General features: G+C 69.9%; 10 protein-coding genes. 2 read left to right on the top strand and 8 right to left on the bottom strand.

Annotated features, from left to right (window positions below; genetic code table 11):
• Nucleotides 1–5 precede the first annotated feature (5 nt).
• The 8 genes from ABZU74_RS21025 to ABZU74_RS20990 form a co-directional block, all read right to left on the bottom strand.
• A complete protein-coding gene (locus tag ABZU74_RS21025; RefSeq protein ID WP_355426313.1) occupies nt 6–1310 on the bottom strand; it encodes an extracellular solute-binding protein in 1305 nt (434 codons plus the stop codon).
• Nucleotides 1311–1394: 84 nt separating this feature from the next.
• Nucleotides 1395–2444, bottom strand: a complete 1050-nt coding sequence (locus ABZU74_RS21020) for a LacI family DNA-binding transcriptional regulator (RefSeq protein WP_355426488.1) — start codon at nt 2442–2444, stop codon at nt 1395–1397.
• 299 nt (nt 2445–2743) lie between these two features.
• The gene (locus tag ABZU74_RS21015) at nt 2744–3652 is read right to left on the bottom strand and encodes an amidohydrolase family protein (protein WP_355426310.1); all 909 of its coding nucleotides are present in this window, start codon (nt 3650–3652) and stop codon (nt 2744–2746) included.
• On the bottom strand, nt 3649–4458 hold the full coding sequence (locus ABZU74_RS21010) for a metal-dependent hydrolase (protein WP_091404025.1): 810 nt from the start codon (nt 4456–4458) through the stop codon (nt 3649–3651). The genes ABZU74_RS21015 and ABZU74_RS21010 overlap by 4 nt, the downstream gene beginning before the upstream one ends.
• Nucleotides 4459–4561: 103 nt before the next feature.
• Nucleotides 4562–6184 (bottom strand): serine/threonine-protein kinase, encoded by a 1623-nt coding sequence (locus tag ABZU74_RS21005; protein ID WP_355426307.1) that lies wholly within the window; start codon nt 6182–6184, stop codon nt 4562–4564.
• A gap of 119 nt (nt 6185–6303) precedes the next feature.
• Nucleotides 6304–8010 carry a serine/threonine-protein kinase gene (locus tag ABZU74_RS21000; protein WP_355426305.1) on the bottom strand — a complete coding sequence of 569 codons (1707 nt, stop codon included), beginning with the start codon at nt 8008–8010 and terminating at the stop codon, nt 6304–6306.
• Nucleotides 8011–8093: 83 nt separating this feature from the next.
• Entirely contained in the window at nt 8094–9428 is a 1335-nt protein-coding gene (locus tag ABZU74_RS20995) for a glycosyltransferase family 4 protein (RefSeq protein ID WP_355426302.1), read from the bottom strand.
• Nucleotides 9429–9564: 136 nt separating this feature from the next.
• Nucleotides 9565–11508, bottom strand: coding sequence for an amylo-alpha-1,6-glucosidase (locus ABZU74_RS20990; RefSeq protein WP_355426299.1), 1944 nt, complete (start codon nt 11506–11508; stop codon nt 9565–9567).
• A 42-nt stretch (nt 11509–11550) separates the two neighbouring features.
• On the opposite strand from ABZU74_RS20990, the gene ABZU74_RS20985 reads away from it, so the two are divergent.
• On the top strand, nt 11551–14259 hold the full coding sequence (locus tag ABZU74_RS20985) for a glucosidase (RefSeq protein ID WP_355426296.1): 2709 nt from the start codon (nt 11551–11553) through the stop codon (nt 14257–14259).
• Nucleotides 14260–14394: 135 nt separating this feature from the next.
• Nucleotides 14395–20099 (top strand): DNRLRE domain-containing protein (locus ABZU74_RS20980; protein ID WP_355426293.1); only part of this gene is annotated, 5705 nt, incomplete at its 3' end.

Below are 20099 nucleotides of genomic sequence, written 5' to 3'. Positions count from 1 at the left end.
CCGTGTCACTTGCCGGTGATCTCCTTGACGCCATCGGCGTACGGCTTGGCGATCGTGTCCAGGACCTGGTCGGGCGACTTCGAGCCGTTGATCAGACCCTGGAAGCCGGAGACCAGCACGTCGTAGTAGCCGGGGACCGGCCAGTCCGGGTAGAAGGCGAGCCCGTCCTGCTTGCTGACCGTGTTGAAGTCCTCGATCAGCTTGCGGTCCTTCGGGTCACTGATCTTCGACGCGTCAGCGGCGACCGGAACACCACCGTTGTTGCCGATCAGATCCTGGATCTCCGGACGCAGGGTGATGTCGATGAAGTCGTACGCGAGGCTCTTGGCCTTGCTGTTCTCCGGGACCACCCAGAGGTTGCCGGAGGAGCCGGCCTGCAGGGTGTTGCCGGGGAAGAGGAAGGTGTCCCAGTTGGCCTTCATCTCGGTCTTGAACCGGCCGTACCACCAGCTACCCGAGACGATCATCGGAACCTTGCCGCCGATGAAGGCGGTGCCCATGTCCTCGGCCTTGAGGCTGGCCGAGTTCTTCGCGACGTAGCCCTTCTGCACCCACTGGGCGAAGGTGTCCGCGCCGTACTTGAGCGGGTCGGCCTTGAAGTCGACAGGGTTCTTGTAGAGCTGGTAGTTGTCGACGAACTGCCGGTCGCCCTTGGAGAGCGCGAGCTGGTAGAAGAGCTGTCCGGCCGGGTACTCGGCGCCGGCCATGCCCAGCGGGGTGACGCCCTTGCCGACGAAGGTGTCCATCGCGGCGGTCATCTCGGCCATGGTGGTCGGGACCTTGACGCCGTTCTGCTGGAACAGGTCCTTGTTGTAGTAGACAGTGACGTACTCGCCGTAGTTCGGCACACCGAACCACTTGCCGGAGCCCATCACGCCCTTGTCGCTGTAGCGGGCGGTGGTCTGCAGGCTGGGGCTGAGCTTGCCGGCCCAACCGCGCTTGTCGGCCTCGCTGCTCAGGTCGGCCAGCAGGCCCTGGGAGGAGAGCAGGCCGGCGGTCGCGTTGCCCTTGTTGTACTCCATGATGTCCGGGCCCTCGGACGAATTGATGATCATGCCGGCGTTCTGCTGGATCTGCTCGAACGCCTTGCGCTCGAAGCGCACCTCGACGCCCGGGTGCTCGGACTTGAAGATCTCGATCGCCCGGTTCCAGCCGATCCCCATGGCGCTGTTCTCGCTCTCGTAGTGCCAGAGCTTCAGAACCTTGGCGTCGCTGTTGTCCCCGTTGTCACCACCGCCGCAGGCGGCCACGGTGGTCGTCGCGGTCGCTGCCAGGGCGATCGCGGCGACAAGCCGGTGGAATCGCTGCATTACTATCCTCCTCGTTGAGTACTAGCCGGTACTTCACGAGGCCCGTCGTCGCGTTGCAGCGCGATGACGGGCCGTTTTCGCTGGTCAGCCTCCGTCGTTGGACGATGGAGCAGAGGTGGCCAGTGCCGACCGCCGTGGTGCGGCGGTCGACCCCCGGATCTCCAACGCGCACGGCAGCAGTTGCTGGTGTCGAAGGTCGGCGGGGCCGTCCAGGTGGCGCGTCAGCGCCTCGATCGCGATCCGGCCGAGCGCCGAACCGGGTGACGTCATGGCGGTCAGCGCCGGGGTGGCCAACTCGGCGACCTGCGGCGAGGTGACCATCGAGACGACGGAGACGTCGTCGGGCACCGACAGGCCGCGCCCGGTCAACTCGCCGAGGATGCCGAAGATCGCCGTCTCGTTCATGGCCAGCACCGCGGTCAGCTCCGGGGACTGCGCGAACGCGGCGGCCAGGGCGGCCCGCCCGCCGGCGGCGCTGTCCTCGGCCGCGATCATCACCGGCTCCAGGCCGTGCCCGGTCATCGCCGCGGTGAAGGCGTCCCGGGTACGCAGCGCGGGCCCGTAACCGCTGGCCAGTGTGGCGGCCGAATGGTTAACGTAGACGATCCGCCGGTGCCCGAGGCCGACCAGGTGCGCGACGGCCTCCCGGACGGTCTGGTCGAAGTCGATGTCGACGTAGGAGAGCGTGCTGGTGTCGCCGGTACGGCCGATCAGCACCAGTGGCACCCCCGCCTCCTGGAGCACGGTGACCCGCTCGTCGGCCAGCTGGACCTCCATCAGCACAACCCCGTCGAGCATCCGCTGGCTGGCGAGCCGACGCAGGTCGTCGAGGTCGCCGCCGCCGACCGGCGAGAGCACCAGGTGGTAGCCGGCGACGCTGGCCGCGGCGGCGGCGCCGGTGACGAAGGCGGTTTCGGTGGCGCCGAGGCCGCGTTCGTCCATCGGCATCAGCAGGCCGAGGATCCGGCTGCGGCGACTGGCCAGCCCGCGCGCCATCGCGTTGGGCTGGTAGTCGAGCTGGGCCATCGCGGCGAGCACCTTGTTGCGGGTGGCCTGCGAGATCGGCCTGGTGCCGGTGAGCACGTACGAGACGGTGCTGACCGAGACCTGCGCGAGGCGGGCGACGTCATGCATGGTGGCCACCGCGCACCTCCTTCGGCCTGGGGTGGGACCGCTCCCGAACTTCGTCGAAGCGTTTCGACGAAGCGGTTCGACAGGACGCTAGGCCACCTGTTACGGAGACGTCAATAGCCGATGTCGAAAAGAATTCAGCGCCCGTGCGACACCCCCGCGCCCCGGGGCTGCGCTCCTGGCACGCCTCAAGATCGCGCTCGATCCTGGATGTAGTCCCGTCGGACCGTCGCGGAAGCCACTACAACAAGGATCGAGCACGATCTTGAGGGCGCGGCGGGGCGGCGGGAGGGTGCGGCGGGTCAGGCGAGGTCGAAGAGGGCGGCGGCGCTGTTCCAGCAGACCGCGCGCAGCCAGTCGTCGCCCAGGTCCAGTCGGGCCAGCCCGGTCAGCTGGTCGGCGTACGGGTACGGGATGTTCGGGAAGTCGCTGCCCAGCAGCACCTTGCCGGCCAGCCCCAAGTCCCGCAATCGGGGCAACTCGTCGGCGGGGAAGGGGACGAACTGGTCGAAGAAGGGCGTGAACGCCATCGTGGTGTCCAGCCGGACCCGCTCGTACGTCTCGGCGAGGTCGAGGAAGGCCCGGTAGTCCGGGGCGCCCAGGTGCGCCACCACGGCGGGCAGCCGAGGGTGGCGGGCGAGCAGGGCGGCGAACGGGTCCGGGCCGGTGTGGGTGGTCCCCACCGGGGCGTGCCCGGCGTGCACCACCACCGGCACCCCCGCGTCGGACAGCATCCCCCACACCGGGTCCAGCGCCGGATCAGTCGGCGCGAACCCGCCCACCTGCAGGTGCAGCTTGAACACCCGGGCGCCTTCGGTGAGGGCCGCCTCGACGTACGCCGGGGCGGTCGGCTCGGGGTAGAACGTGGCCGAGGCGAGGCACCCGGGGTTGTCCTGGGCGAAATCCAACGTCCAGCGGTTGAGCTCCGCCGCCATGCCCGGCCGGTGGGCGTACGCCAGGGCGCTGAACGCCCGCACCCCGAGCCGGCGCAGGTGCGCGACCCGGTCAGCGTCGCTCCACCGGTAGCGGATCGGCCATTCGGTGCCGACCAGCGGCCCGGCGGCGTCGAAGTAGGCCCACACCCGACGCAGCAGTCGCGGCGGCAGGAAGTGCACGTGCACATCGGCGAGGCCGGGCAGCCCCAGGTCGTGGCAGAACTCCGGTACGCGTTCGTCCGCGGCTGGCGGGACCACCGGCGCCGGATCGGTCATATGTCGATGTCGAATCGGCTCAGCACCGATGGCGCGATCAGGCCGACGGTGGCGAGCGCCGAGACGACGGTCAGTGCGATGCGCATTCCGACCACCTCGGCCTTGCTGCCGACGCGCAGGGCGATGCTGTTCGGCAGGCCGATCATCATCCACATCCGACGTTTGATCGGGATCGGCCAGAGGATCGGCACGCCGGCCCGGGTGATCATGTCGCCGAGGATGTGGACGAAGCAACCCACGCCCAGCGCGGTGCCGATCAGCGGATAGCCGCGCCCGCCCGGCAGGTTGGCGAACGTGAACCAGGCCGCTCCGGCCGACGCGAGAGTGATGATCACCCAGCCGGCGCGCTCGGCCCACTCGTCGAAGAGCCCGCGCAGCGCCAGGCCGAACATGAAGAACAGGATGGTGATGACCGCCCACTTGCCGTAGGCGGCGCAGAGCGCTGTGGTGCCCCAGCCGACCAGCAGTGTGAACGGCAGCGTGTGGGTCAGCGTCCGGTGCCCGTTGTTGCGGCGTGGGTCCCTGCTGAGCTTGGTGGCGTAGTAGACCCCGAGGGAGATCTTCTCCATCACCTCGGCGGCGAAGAGTGAGAAGACCCCGAAGGTGCGGGCCACTGTGGCCCCACCCTGGTTCTTGGTCACCTTGCCCGACATGTCGAGGTCGGGAAAGAGCGCGCCACCGGCGCACACCGCGGTGCCCACCGCCAACGCGAGCGGCGACTGGTGGTAGTCGGCGAACTGCTCCAACGCCCAGGAGCCCGCCAACCACACCGCCGCGCCAGACAGCGCGTGTTGCGGTCCCATCATCTCGGCTCACCCTCCCCAGGGATCTTGAGCGCCCAAAACTACGCCACTGTAGTCAGCGTCGGCGCCGCAGGGGCATCACCCGGAAGGTCCTCATCGGACCGTGTCACAGGGTGGGGGTGAAGCTCTGCCGGATCATCGGCAAGTATGCCGCGTTGACCTGCCAGTCGAACTCTTCTGTCAACCACGAGACGGTGTAGGAGCGGTCGGTCGAGGTGTTGGCCAGCAGTCGGAAGCTGTGCACCGGAACGCCGACGGCGTTGCGCCAGCCGCACTCCCACACCGCGCCGCCATCGAAGATGTCCATGGCGGAGATGTCCACCTTGCGATAGTCCGGCAGCGCCCCGGCCACGGTCAGCCGAGCCTCCTCGGCCTTCCAGTACGCCACCGGATCCGCCCGGGCGGGCCCGGCCTCCACGCTGAGCACCCGGGTCCCGCCCGACCTTCGGAAGCACGTCGCCGAGCCCTCGGTCCAGCGCGCCCAACCCACCGGCGCGGCGATCCGGAAACCGGTCGGGTCGTCGTACCAGGTCCAGCCCTCGCGCAGCCCGTACCTCACGTCGGCCGGCGGCGACACCGACACCACCGGGGTCGCCGACGGTGGCGGGGACGACGTGCAGGCGAACGCCGCCGGCCGGGAGCTCGGCGCACCACCACCCGATCCGGACGGTGGGGTCCGATCATCGTGCCGGTTGACCAGCGCCAGCGTGACGCCACCCGCCACGAGCAGAGCGGCGGCCGCGCCACCGAGGGCGATCAGGCGCCGTCGCCGTCCGGGTCGGCGCGGCGGGCGACGACTCGGCGTCGCCGGCTCGCCCGCCGGGGACACCGGTTCGACCGGGTGCGCCGAGATGGCCCGGCCGGCGCTGCGGAGCGCCGCGACCGCCGAGGACCGGGCCGCGGCGGGCTCGTCGTGGCTGGCCGCGGCGCTGCGCAGCAGTGGCTCCGCCTCGGCAGCGGTCAACCGCCGCCACGGGTCGCGCTGCAACAGGCCGGTGAGGACGGGACCCAACGGACCGGCCCGACGCATCGGGTCCGGTGGTTCGGTGGCCAGCGCGCTGAGCGTCGCCATCGCGCTCGAGCGCGCGTACGGCGACTGCCCCTCGACCGTCGCGTAGAGCGTCGCGCCCAGCGACCACATGTCGGTGCGTGCGTCGGACACCCCTTCGCGGGCGCGCTCGGGGGCGACGAACTGCGGTGAGCCGAGCACCGTGCCGGGCCCGGTCATCACACCGTCACCGCCGTCGAAGGTGGCCAACCCGAAGTCGGTGAGCACCACCCGCCCGTCGTCGGCCACCAGCACGTTGTGCGGTTTCACGTCCCGGTGCAACACCCCGGCGGCGTGCGCGGCCCGCAAGGCGGCGAGCACCGCCAGCCCGATCCGGGCGGTGCGCTGCGGGCTCAGCGGCCCCTCGGCGCCGATGATCTGCTGCACCGACCGCGACGGCACGTACTCCATCACGATCCAGGGGCTCTCCCTGTCGTGCACCACGTCGTAGAGGCGGACGACGTTGGGATGGTTGAGCCGGGCGGCGGTGCGTGCCTCGCGCAGGGTTCGTAGCCGTAGTTCCTCGCGCTCGGTCTCGGCCAGCCAGGACGGCGGCACGATCTCCTTCACCGCCACGTCGCGATGCAGCATCTCGTCGCGAGCAAGCCACACCCGGCCCATTCCGCCGATGCCGACCAGGTCGAGCAGCCGGTACCGACCCGCGATCAGCAACTGATGCACGGTCGCTCCCCCTCGGTCACCCCGGGATCCACGATAGCCACCAATGCTGGCTTTCTCATCCACTGAGCGGGCTCGATCCACGCCGGACGGTGGCCCGGATCATGGCCATACGGTGCAGGTCAGCGGGGTGGTCGGAAACTTTCTCGTACCAGTTCCCAGTTGGCTGCGGCCCCGGCCCAGTCCCCGTCGTCGGTGATCCAACCCAGCGTCCAGCGGTCGGCGCCGAGGATCTGTTGCCGGGCCCGCAGCCAACCCCCGTGCGGTGTCTGCCAGCGGCACTCCCACTCGGCCCCGCCGTCGCCCCCGGCGAGCCGGATCTCCTCGTACCCCGGCAACGCCCCCGCCCCGGCTGCCGCGTCGCGGACGGCCCGTAGCCGCTGCACCGGATCGGCCGCGCCGCCCTCGGTGACGCTGAAGGTCCGGCCGGTCGCCGGGTCCTGGAAGCACGCCACCCCGTCGTCACGGGAGGTCAGCCACGTCGCCGGTACGGAGACCCGGAAGCCGGCGGTGTCGACGTGCCAGACCCAGCCGGGCGGCGGCCGGAACCCTTCACCCGAGGCCGGCTTGACGGCCAGTACCGGAGCACCGGACACCTCCGGGCGGACGCAGGCGAACGGGGGCGGGGGGACGTCACGCCGGTTCGGCGGCGGTCCGGGCGGGCGGCCGGGGCCGAACGGCCCCCCGTCGGGCGGACGGTTCGGTGTCGGGGAGGACCAGCCGGTGGTGTCGCGGGGTTTGTCACCGCCGACGGTCAGCGCGGTGCCGACGCCGGCCACGACGGCGACCAGCAGCGCCACGGCGACCACCGCCACCCGGCGCGCGGTTCGCCCGGCGGCCGCCGGATCCGGGGCCGGCGTGGGGGAGGCGCCGCCGGCTGCGGCCGGAGCGTCCAGGCCAGCGGCCGGGTCGGGCAGCGGAACGATGGGGTCCTGGTCGTCGGGGTCGTCGGCGGGCTGGTCGACCGGGCCCGGCGCCGGCCCATCGGCCGAGGGTCGGTCGGCTGCCGGCGGCGACTCGGCCCGGCCGGTCGCGGCGGCCCTGAGCAGCCGACGGGCCGTGTCGTGATCGAGGCGGTCGTGCGGGTCGCGGCGGAGCAGCCCGTCCAGCACCGGCGCGAGCGCCCCGGCGTGCGGGGCCGGGTCCGGTGGGCCGGCGGCCAGTGCGCTCAGGGTGGCCATCGCGGTGCTGCGGGCGTACGGGGACTGCCCCTCCACCGCGGCGTGCAGGGTCGCCCCGAGCGACCACAGATCAGCGGCCACCGTGGACGCTCCCTCGGCGGCCCGCTCCGGGGCCACGTACTGCGGGGAGCCGAGAACCATGCCGGGGCGGGTCATCGCTCCGTCGCCGCCGTCGAAGGTGGCCAGCCCGAAGTCGGTGAGCATCACCCGCCCGTCGTGCGCTACGAGCACGTTCTGCGGCTTGATGTCGCGGTGCAGCACCCCGGCGGTGTGCGCGGCCTGCAGGGCGTCGAGCACGGCCAGGCCGATCCGGGCCGCGCGGGCCGGCTCCAGGGGCCCCTCGGCGTCCACGACGTCCTGAAGGGTGCGGGACGGGACGTACTCCATGACGATCCACGGGCTGCCGTCGACGGCGACGACGTCGTAGAGCCGGACCACGGCGGGGTGGTTGAGTCGGGCCGCGGCACGCGCCTCCCGCATGGTGCGCGAGCGCACCTCGGCCCGTTCACGATCGGTCAACCAACTCGGTGGGACGATCTCCTTGACCGCCACCTCGCGGTGCAGCATCTCGTCGCGGGCGCGCCACACCCGACCCATGCCCCCGCGACCCACCAGGTCGAGCAGCTGGTACCGACCGGCGATCAGCACCTGTGCACGCTCCTCCTCAGCCGCTGTCCGGGCTACACCCTAACCAGCGGATCGGAAGTCACCTATCGGTCGTCCGACTCGGCTCAGCAGGCGGCGTGGTCGACGGCGGCGAGTAAATTCCCCTCCGGGATGGCGATCCGGGTCCGTCCGCCGGCCAGTCGGGCGGCGGCGCGTCGGGCCCGGACAGGGCCGTGTTCGCGGCGAGCGGTGGCGTAGCTGGCGGCGGTGCGGGCCGCGATGGCGGCCCAGCCGTACCGCTCGCCGACCATCGTGCGGGCCCGGCGGGCCAGCCGCCGGGCGAAGACCTCGTCGCCGAGCAGTTGGCCGACCGCGCTGGCGAGCGCGTCCGGGTCGCTGTGCGGGAACGTCACCCCGGTCACGCCGGGTTCGACGATCTCGGCCAGGCCGCCGGTACGGGCCACCGCCAGCGGTGCTCCGGCGGCCGCCGCCTCCAGCGCCACCATGCCGAACGGCTCGTAGAGGCTGGGGACCACCGTCGCGTCGGTGGCGCCGAGCATCGCGGGAAGTTGGGTGGAGTCGAGGAACCCGGTGAACCGGACGGTCGAGCTGAGCGCCAGCCGCCGAGCCTCGGCCTCCAACTCGGTGCGGTACGGGCCGTCGCCGGCGATCACCACGCGCAGCCCCGGGTGCCGTTCGCGGAGCCGGGGTACGGCGTTCACCAGGTGCTGGACGCCCTTCTCGTAGACCAGCCGCCCGGCGTACCCGACCAACGGGCCGTCCCCGGCGAACCGGGCGCGGGCCGACGCGACCGCTCGGGGACGGGCCCGCCAGGCCCGGTCGTCGACCCCGTTGGGCACCACGTCGACCTGGGCGGCCGGTACGTCGAACAGCGCGGTCACCTGGTCGCGCATGTACCCGGAGCAGGTGATCACCCGAATGGATGAGTTGCTGAGCCAGTGTTCGACGCCGTGGATGGTGCGGTTCATCTCCTCGGGCAGCCAGCCCTGGTGCCGGCCGGCCTCGGTGGCGTGCATGGTGGTGACCAGGGGTAGGTCCAGGTGGTCGGCCAGGGTGACGGCCGTGTGGGCGACGAGCCAGTCGTGGGCGTGGATGACGTCGTACGAGCCGGCCTCTGTGGCGCGTAGTGCGGTGCGGGTGAGGGTGTGGTTGAAGGCCATCGTCCAGGCCAGCAGTGAGTTGGTGGCGAGGGGGAAGGTGACCGGGTCTTCGGGGGCGCGCAGGATGCGGACGCCGTCGGCGTACTCCTCCAGGGGTGCGCCCTCGGAGTGGCGGGTGACGACGGTGACCTCGTGGCCGGCGGCGGCGAGGGCCACCGACAGCGCGTGCACGTGTCGGCCGAGACCGCCGACGAGCACCGGCGGGTACTCCCAGGAGAGCATCAGCACCCGCAGCTGTCGGGCGGGGTTGATGTCGATCACGTGGGCATCGAGTGACATGCGGCCCCCTTTGAGTTGTCCCCGGGCGCGCGCCGACCGACACCGGAATCGATGTCGCCGTCGCGTCTGGATCGAGCCAATCCTGCCGGGATCGCGATAACCAGCGGCGACACCACCGTTGCGGTCGTGTAAAGCGCTACTGGCCCTTTCGCCGCACCCGCAGCAGCTCGGCCACCGACCATGCCTGGAACGGGCACCCGGTAGCGGTGTGCGGCGCGAGGCCATCGGCCGTCTCGCTCACTGAGCCTAACCCATATTCCATCAAATGCGCCTCAATGCCGACGAATACGTCATCGACGGACATCTTCCCCCGGCGTGCGGCGTCCACGTACGGGCCGAGCAGCCACGGCCAGACCGTGCCCTGGTGGTAGCCCCCGTCCCGGTCGGCCGGGCCGCCCCGGTGCCGGCCCACGAACTCCGCCGAGTCCGGGGCGAGACTGCGCGGCCCGAGCGGGGTGAGCAGCCCGCCCCCGACCCGCCGCAGCGTCGCCTCGTCCGGCTCCATCGGCGCGTACGGCAGCGACCAGGCCAGCAGCTGGTTGGGGCGCAACGCGTCGTCGTCGTTTAGGGCGGCGCCACCCAACGGGTACGCCGGCGCCGGCGCGTCCAGCACGTCGTGCAGCCAACCGGTCGGGGCCGGGAACCGCTCCCGGAACGAGGCGTTGGCCTGCCCGTGGCGTCGCCACAGCTCGTCGGCGTCCCGCCCGGCCAGCTCGGTCAGCTCCGCGAGCCCGGCCAGGCCATTGATCCACAACGCGTTGACCTCGACCGGCTTGCCGGTCCGCGGGGTGACCGGCACCCCGTACACCCGGGCATCCATCCAGGTCAACGCGGTGCCCGCGGCGCCCTGAGTGAGCAATCCGTCGGCCGGGTCGACGCGGATTCCGTACCGGGTGCCGGCGACATGCGCGTCGATCACGGCGCGCAGCGCGGGCAGCAGCTCGTCGCCGAGGTCGGTGTCGCCGGTGACCGTGACGTGCCGGCTCACCGCGTGCAGGAACCACAGCGTGCCGTCGACGGTGTTGTACTCCACCCGACCCGTGTCGGCCGTGTTGGCGAGCATCCCCTCGGACAGCGTCGCCGCGTACGCCCGCAGCAGCGACCTTCCCAGGTCGGCGCGACCGGTGCAGAGGAACAACCCCTCGTACGAGATCATCGTGTCCCGGGACCAGGCCCCGAACCACGGGTAACCGGCGACCACGTCCACCGCCGCCTGGTTGGTGCGCACCACGAACGCGTCGGCGGCCAGCGCCAGGGTGGCCTCCACGTCGTCGGCCGGCTTCGCCGTCGCCACCACCTGCCGGTTGCGCCGCCGGGCCGTCGCCACGATCTCCTCCGCAGACAGTGGCTCCACGCCGAGCGGATCGGTCCAGGCCCGCACCGACACGGTGTCGCCGGGGCGTTCCAACTCTCCCGAGAAGCGGCCCGCGTACCAGAGGTCCTCGTCCGGGTGCAGCCCCCGGTTGGCCTCCTCGCGGTGGTGCACGCCCAGCCACCACTGCCCCTCCGGCGCCCAGCCCGGGCCGGCGAGCCGGTACGCGCCCTCGACCACAGCGCCGTCGGCCACCGCCTCGACCTGCGGGACCGGGCCGTCGGCCCGTCGTTCGCCGTGCGCGTCCCGCCAGGTGCAGGCGGCTGACAGTTCCAGCCGGACGGGACCACCGGCGACCAGCCGGTGCACCACAGCGACGCAGGAGCGGCCGCGCAGCATGGCCAGCTCCCGTTCGATCACCACAGCGCCGATCCGCCACCGCCACCGGGGCAGCCCGTCGATCAGGTCGAAGCGCTCCAACAGCTCGAAGCCGCGCGGGTCCACGTCGCCGGAGGCCCACTCGTGCGCGCCGAGGCGTACCCGGGCGCCGGACGGCAGGGTGACCGCCGGGTCGAGACTGACCAGTCCCACCTGGCGGGACGCCGGCGTTTCGCCGGGAACCACCAACAGACCGTGGTAGCGACGGGTCCGTAACCCGCCGACAGTGCCCATCGCGTAGCCGCCGAGGCCGTCGGGGACCAGCCACTCCCGGCTGGCCGCGCTGGTCAGGTCGCCACAGATCTGCGGGCCGAAGTGAATGTCGATCAACTTTCCTCCACCGGCGGCGGGGTGTAACACGCCACGACGAGAATGGCCGCTGTGGTCAAGTACCGCGGCGACGTCAAAGATGTGCACGTGATCACTGACCGATCGTCCTCCGACGCCTCGCCACCCGACGCTGAGCGGCTCCGGCTCGCCCAGGCCGACTCGGGGGAGCAGGACTGGCGTGCATGGGGTCCCTATCTGTCCGAACGGGCGTGGGGGACGGTACGGGAGGACTACAGCGAGCACGGTACGGCCTGGGACTACTTCCCGCATGACCACGCGCGGTCCAGAGCCTACCGGTGGAATGAAGACGGGATGGCCGGCGTCTGCGACGAACGACAGACCTTCGCGTTCGCCCTGGCCCTCTGGAACGGCAAGGACCCGATCCTCAAGGAGCGGATGTTCGGCCTCGGCGGCGACGGCGGCAACCACGGCGAGGACGTCAAGGAGTACTGGTGGTACGAGGACTCCACGCCCACCCACTCCTGGATGCGCTGGCGCTACCACTACCCGCAGGCCCCCTTCCCGTACGACGAACTCGTCGCGGTGAACGCGTTGCGCGGCCGCGACGACACCGAGTACGAGCTGGTGGACACCGGGATCTTCGACGACGACCGGTACTGGGCGGTGACCGTCGACTACGCCAAGGCGTCCCCGACCGACCTCTGCATGGTGGTGACCGTCGCCAACCGGGGCGACCAGGCGGCGACCCTGCACGTCCTGCCCACCCTGTGGTTCCGTAACACCTGGTCCTGGGGCCTGCCCGGCGGCGACCGGATCCCCCGGCTGACCGGCCAGGGCACCCGGCTCGTCGGCGAGCACCGGGTGCTCGGCCAACTGCTGCTGGAGGGCGACGGCGGCCCGGTGCCACTGCTCTGCGACAACGACACCAACGCCGAACGGCTCTGGGGCTTGCCCGGCCGCTCCAAATATCCGAAGGACGGCATCAACGACCACGTCGTCAACGGCGCGGCCACCGTCAACCCGGCCCGGGAGGGCACCAAGGGCGCGCTGCACTACGTCCTCGACGTGCCGGCCGGCGGGCAGCGCCAGATCCGGTTGCGGCTGACCCGTACCGCGTCGCCGCCGGCTGCCGCGCCACCGCCCCCCGCCGATCTCAGCGAGGGCTTCGAGGCCGTGGTGTGGGCGCGCCGGGCCGAGGCGAACAGGTTCTTCGCCGGAGTGATCCCGCCGGCCGCCACACCCGACGAGGCGCTTGTCGCGCGGCAGGCCATCGCCGGGCTGATGTGGGGCAAGCAGTTCTACCACTTCGACGTCAAGCGTTGGCTCGAAGGCGACCCGGGCTCGACACCGCCGCCGGCCGGGCGTCGGCACGGGCGCAACAGCGCCTGGTGGCACATGACCAGCTTCGACGTCATCTCCATGCCCGACCCGTGGGAATACCCCTGGTACGCGGCCTGGGACCTGGCCTTCCACTGTGTGAGCATCGCCCGGGTCGACCCGGGCTTCGCCAAGGAGCAGATCCTGCTCCTGCTCCGCGAGTGGTACCTGCACCCCAACGGGCAGATCCCGGCGTACGAGTGGGCGTTCGGTGACGTGAACCCGCCGGTGCACGCGTGGGCGGCGCTGAAGGTGTTCGAAATCGACGGTGGCCGGGACTACGAGTTTCTGGCCCGGGTGATGCACAAGCTGCTGCTCAACTTCACCTGGTGGGTCAACCGCAAGGACACCGGCGGCAACAACGTCTTCGAGGGCGGCTTCCTCGGGCTGGACAACGTCGGGCCGTTCGACCGCTCGGCGGCGCTGCCGGTCGCCGGGGTGCTGGAGCAGTCCGACGGCACCGGCTGGATGGGCATGTACGCGCTCAACCTGCTGGACATGGCGATCGTGCTCGCCGAACACGACCGGACCTGGGTGGACACCGCCACCAAGTTCTTCGAGCACTTCGCCTACATCGCCGCCGCCGCGTACGAACAGGGGTTGTGGGACGACGAGGATGCCTTCTTCTACGACGTGCTGCGCCTCGCCGACGGCACGAAGGTGCCGCTGAAGGTCCGCTCCGTCGTCGGGCTGCTGCCGTTGGCCGCCACCACCCGGCTCACCGCCAGGACCCTGCACCACCTACCGGAGTTGGGCGCCCGGCTGCGCTGGTTCCTCACCAACCGCCCGGAGTACGCCCAGGTGATCGGCACCCGCCGGCTGGGCCCGGACGGCCGGCAGCAGCGGCTGCTCTCCATGGTCGGCCCGGAGCAGGTCGTCCGGCTGCTCGCCCGGATGCTCGACCCGGACGAGTTCCTGTCCGACTTCGGCCTCCGGACGCTGTCCCGCGCGCACCTGGACAAGCCGTTCTCGGTCACCCTCGGCGGGCAGGAGTTCTCCGTCGGCTACGAGCCGGCCGAATCGACCAGCGGACTGTTCGGGGGCAACTCGAACTGGCGCGGTCCGATCTGGATGCCGACGAACTTCCTGCTGATCAGCGCGCTGCGCGACTACGCGGCGTTCTTCGGCGACGACCTCCAGGTGGAGTACCCGACCCGCTCCGGGGTGAAGCACACCCTGGACGAGATCGCCGACGACCTCTCCGCCCGGCTGATCTCGCTCTTCACCCAGGACGACTGGGGTCGACGGCCGATCTACGGTGCCGCTCAGATGTTCCAGACCCACCCGGACTGGCGCGACCTGATCGCCTTCCCCGAGTACTTCCACGGCGACAACGGGGCCGGCCTGGGCGCCTGGCACCAGACCGGCTGGACGGCTCTGGTGGCCGACCTGATCCTCACCCTGCGCCGCTGACGTCCTCGTGGAGGTTTCCCGAGCCCCTGTTCGGCCGGGGTCGGCTGCTGGAAAGTAGCTGAGTGATGCCTCTGCGTGTATCTCCCGTTCCTAGCCTCCACCCGACGTGTCTGTCTCCAGACCGGAGGAAAACGGGTGAAGAAGAGATTGCGGGGTCCCCTGATCGGGGGGCTGGCGCTGGCCCTGGTGGTCACGCTGGGCGGGACGGAGGTCCTATCGGACCACCAACCCGACAGTGCGGATGGCGCGGCGAGCGCTGCGGAGGAGGACGGTTTCCTCTCCACGCTCGGGAAGGCCGCCGGCAACCTGGTGGGTGGGAGCGGATCGGATCGGGCCAAGCCCGAGGCGGTCAGCGCCGCGTTGGCGGTGCAGGAGAAGCCGCCACCGGCGCAGGCGTGGCCACCGCAGAAGCGGGTCAAGGAGCTGCCCGGTAAGCGCACCGCGAACAGCCGCGTCTACCAGCTCGCCGACGGGCGCACCCAGGCGGAGATCTCGGCGGTGCCGCTGCACTACAAGGACTCCAAGGGCCGCTTCCAGCCCATCGACACCACGGTCAAGCCCACCAGTGACAAGGGTTACGTCCAGGGCAACCGGGCCAATACCTTCACCAGCCTCTTCGGCGACAGCTCGAAGGAGCTGGTTCGTTTCGAGCAGGGCGGCCGCAGCATCGAGCTGGGCCTGGCCGGGGTCGACAAGGGTGCGAGCCCGACGGTCACCGGTTCCACCGTCACCTACAAGGGCCTGGCCGGTGGTGCGGACGTCGTCTACGACGTGACCGCCACCGCCCTCAAGGAGAAGATCGTGCTGCGCAAGGCCCCCGGCGGGCCGGCGTCGTACACGTTCACCCTGGACACGGCCGGTCTCACCGCGCAGCAGCGCCAGGACGGCTCCATCGCGTTCGTGGGTCCGGACGGCGGTGAGCCGGTGTTCGTGATGCCGGCGCCGTTCATGTACGACGACAAGGACGACGCGTCGTCGCCGCACGGCAAGGTGTGGAGCGACAAGGTCTCCCAGCGCGTGCAGCAGGTGTATGGGCAGACGACGGTCACGGTGTCCGCGGACGCCGCGTGGCTGGCCGACCCGGCGCGGGTCTACCCGGTGGTGATCGACCCGACCATCAAGATCCAACCGGTGCCGCAGGACGCCCAGGACGTGGCGATCTACTCGGGTGCCACCGCCACCAACTACAACGAGACCTACCAGTTGCCGGTCGGAACGACCTCGACTGCCGCATGGCGATCGTTGCTGAAGTTCAACTTGGACACGATCCCGGCGAACACGCCGATCGACGATGCCCAGCTTCAGCTCTACTACTCGCAGACCCACACGGACTGGGCCTACGACGTGCCGATGCAGGCGCACCGGGTGACCGCGGACTGGACCGAGGACAACGCGACGTGGGCCACCATGGGCGACAAGCTCGCCGGAGCACCGGCGGCCAACACTGTCACCAAGGACGACGGCGACGCCGGCACCTCGGTGACCGGGTCGTGGCCGTACTCCAGTAACACCACGTTGACGCCGAAGGCGATCAACGGCGACTACAAGTACCACTCCAGCAGCCTCTCGACGGACACCCACACCTGGGTGCCGACCATCACCGAGCCGGGCAACTACCAGGTCGAGGTCCACTACGTGGGCGAGTCGGACCGGCCGACGAATGCCCCTTACACGGTGTCCTACTCGGGCGGGTCGAAGAAGTACACGGTGGACCAGACCACCCCGACTGCCGCCGGCAAGTGGCTGACACTGGGCACGCATCCGTTCGTGGCGGGCACCACCGGCAAGGTGGTCCTCAACGGCGTGCCGGGCACCTCCGCCAACGCCGACGCGGTGCGGTTCACCAAGGCCGGCGCGGTGAAGCAGACCGCCAAGTCCAGCGTGTGGAACTCCTTCCCGGTACGCAACGTGGTGCAGGAGTGGGTCAACGGCACGGCCAACTACGGGTTCATGGTCAAGGCCCTGGACGAGGCGACCAAGGGCCGCGGCGGGCCGATCTACGAGGCCTCCGAGTACGCCTACAACAACGACCGCCGGGACTTCAACCTCCCGAAGCTGGTCGTGACGTACGGCCGGCAGGGTGTCACGGTGAACCCCCCGACGACGATCGCGGCGACGGGTGCGCTGCTGGACTGGCCCGCGTACGCCGACCCGTCCACGTCGACCGGTGACGACATCATCGAATACCAGGTGCACCGCAGCGTCCACCAGAACTTCGTCCCGTCGGCGACGACGCTGATCGCCCCGGTCTCCACCGGCACCCGGACGTATCAGGACACCACGGCGGTGCCGACGGCGGCGGACATCACCGACCCGATGGCCCGGAAGTTCTACTACTACATGGTCGCGGTGAAGACCCGCGACGGGCAGCTGCTCGCCGGCCCGACGCAGCAGGCGATGCTGCCGAAGGCGGGCCAGATCACCCGGATCTACCGCACCGGTCAGACCGACACGACCCTGTCGGCGGGACGGCCGACGGAGAACGTGGACGTCTACGACGGTGACCCGTACGTCAGCCCGGGCAACAACTCGCCGTACTACGGCGACACCCGCGGCCTGGTCAAGTTCCCGACCCTGACCGGCATCCCGGCCGACGCCAAGATCGTGAACTCCGAGCTGCGGATGTACAACACGTATCTGTACCCGGGCACGGACACCGACGAGTATGCCGACGTCTACAAGCTCAAGCGAGCCTTCAACGAGACGTCGGCGACCTGGAACAGCTACGACGGCACCAACGCCTGGACCACCGCCGGTGGCGACTACGACACCGCGTGGAAGGCCGGCTTCAACGGGTTCACCAACGACCCGGAGTGGGCGACCTGGGACGTCACCACGGCCGTCGACGGCTGGGTCAAGACGCCGGCCAGCAACTACGGCCTGATGCTGCGTCAGCGCGACGAGGTCAACCAGACCGCGCGCGCGATGCTGCTGTCCTCCGAGGGCGCCGAGCCGCTGCTGCGGCCGACGTTGGAGGTCACCTACCTGGAGCAGACCGCCGAGTCGACCTACTACGCGGCCGCCACGCCGACGCTGACCACGCCGAACTCGACGTATAGCGTGCCGGTGACCCTGTCGAACCCGACGCTGGCCGCCTGGAACCCGACGGACTGGGAGTTGGCGTACGACTGGAAGCGGGCCGACGGGCTCACCGACGGCGCCGACACCACCTACGAGCTGAAGACTCCACTGCCCAAGAGCATCCCGGCCGGTGGCACTGTCGACGTGACCGCGCAGGTGAAGACCCCTCCGTCGTCGACGGAGGGGAACAAGCGCACCGACTACGTGCTGCAGTGGGACCTGCGCAACAAGCTGACCGGTAAGAAGCTGTCGGAGACCGTCCCGGCGATCACGCCGCTGCCGCAGAACGTGGCGGTGGAGGAGCCCACCTCGGACCAGCTGGGTCTGGAGAAGTTCTACTCCTACGCGGGGAAGAACACCGGCGCCGGCGGCACCCTGATGAACAACCTGTACGCCGGCAACACCGTCTGGTCGTACAACGCGTTGAGCAACCCGTCGCGGGGCCTGTCGACGTTCGTCCGGATGTCCTACAACTCGTTGGACACCTCCGACACCGTCGCCGGGTACGGCTGGTCCCTACAGGCGTCGTCGCTGATGCGCCTCGGCAGCCCGCTGGACTTCCACCCCAACCCGAACCCCACCAAGATCACCATGACCGATGGTGACGGCACCAGCCACTGGTTCACCTGGGACTCGGCGACCTCCACGTGGAAGAGCCCGAAGGGCGTGCACCTCTACCTGGAGAAGGTCACCACCTCGGACTGCAAGCCGAACACGCAGGAGCCGAAGGCCTGGCGGCTGACCAAGCCGGACCGCACGCAGTTCTACTACGACTGCGAGGGCTTCCTCACCAGCACGGTGGACAAGAACGGCAACACGATGACGTTCACCTACGAGGAGCGGAAGTCGAACAACAAGCCGACCAAGTTCCTCCGGTACATCACCGACGCGGCCGGCCGGAAGACCCTGACGATCGACTACTACGCCAAGGGTCAGTCGTTCGACTACATCAACGACACCACCTGGGCCCGGGTGTCCGGGGCGACCAACCTGACGAACCCGAAGATCATCGACCACATCTCGCAGATCACCGACATCTCCGGTCGGAAGATGACCTTCACCTACACGGACAAGGGTCTGCTCGGCGAGCTGGTCGACGGGCACGGCTCCAGCGGCACCATGGGTGCGCCGAAGACGTTCAAGTTCGCCTACGACATGACGCAGGGGAACAAGAACGTCAAGCTGGTCAAGGTCACCGACCCGCGCGGCAACGCCACCGAGCTGCAGTACTTCTCGCCGTCCGCCGGGGACGACCCGACGTGGCACTGGCGGACCAAGCACTACACCGACCGGATCGAGAAGACCAACCTGACCCAGTTCGCCTACGTGGACCCGGACGCCACCAGCAACATCCGCACGACGGTCACCGACGCGGAGAACCACTCCACCGTCTACCTCCAGGACGGCTACGGCCGGCCCATCGAGACCACCAACGCGAAGAACCAGACCACCAAGCTCGAGTGGGACGGCGACCACAACGTCACCAAGCTCACCGAGGACAACCAGGCCGTATCGACCTGGGCGTACGACGCCAAGACCGGCTACCCGACGGAGATCAAGGACGCCGAAGCGGTCAAGAACGGCACACCGGGCACGCTGCTGACCTACCAGCGTCAGCTCAACGGTTACGTCGCCGACCTCGCCGAGAAGACCAGCCCCGAGGGGCGCAAGTGGATCTTCAGCTACGAGGCCGACGGTGACCTGGCGAGCGTCACCGACCCGATGGGCACCTCCACCGCGACGGCCGGTGACTACACCACCTACAACACCTACGACGCCTGGGGACAGCTCGACACCGCGAAGGACGCCAACGGCAACTCCACCAAGTACAGCAGCTACGACGCCAACGGCTACCCGCAGACGATCACGGACGCCCTGACCAAGTCGACCACCTTCGTCTACGACGTCCGCGGCCAGGTCACCAAGGTCACCGACGCGCTGGGCAAGAACACCACCCAGACGTACGACACCTTCGGCCGTCCACTCGACAGCAAGACGCCGAAGGACCAGGCCGCCGGGGTGTACATCACCACTCCGGCACCGACCTACGACATGAACGACAACGTCACCCAGTCGACCGCGCCGAACGGGGCCGTCTCCACGGCCTCCTACGACGCCGCCGACCAGCTCATCTGGACAAAGGCGCCGACCGACGTGGCCGGCGACCCGGAGCGCTTGACGTCGTTCACGTACGACAAGGTCGGCAACCTGCGCACCACGACCGAGCCGAAGGGCAATCTCCCCGAGGCGAACCCGGCCGACTACCGGACGACGAACGCGTACGACGAGATCTACCAGCTGGTTTCGGTGACGAATGCCAAGGGCGACAAGATCACCTACCAGTACGACAACGTGGGCAACGTGGAGAAGGTGGTGGACCCGCGTAAGAACGCGACCACCGACACCCTCGACTACACGTCGACGATGACGTACGACCTTGCGCACCGGGTCACGAAGGCCACGGACGCGTTGGGCAAGTTCACCAGCAGCACCTACGACAAGGACGGCCTGGTCACCGGCAGCACCGACCAGCTCGGCAATACCACGCTGGTCGATCTTGACCGGCGAGGTAAGCCGACCGAGGTCAAGGTGCCGTACAAGAACGTCTCCGGCACCATCTCGTACCGCATCACCAAGTACGAGTACGACCAGGTGGGAAACACCACCAAGGTCATCAGCCCGCGGGGTGTGGCGACCAGCGACGACCCGGACGACTTCGCCCAGGTCACGGTCTACGACGCGCTGAACCGGGTGAAGGA

Source organism: Micromonospora sp. NPDC005171, assembly GCF_040608575.1.
Classification (GTDB): domain Bacteria; phylum Actinomycetota; class Actinomycetes; order Mycobacteriales; family Micromonosporaceae; genus Micromonospora.
The sequence above is the reverse complement of the archived record's forward strand: the minus strand, read 5'-3'. Positions and strand labels throughout refer to the sequence as shown.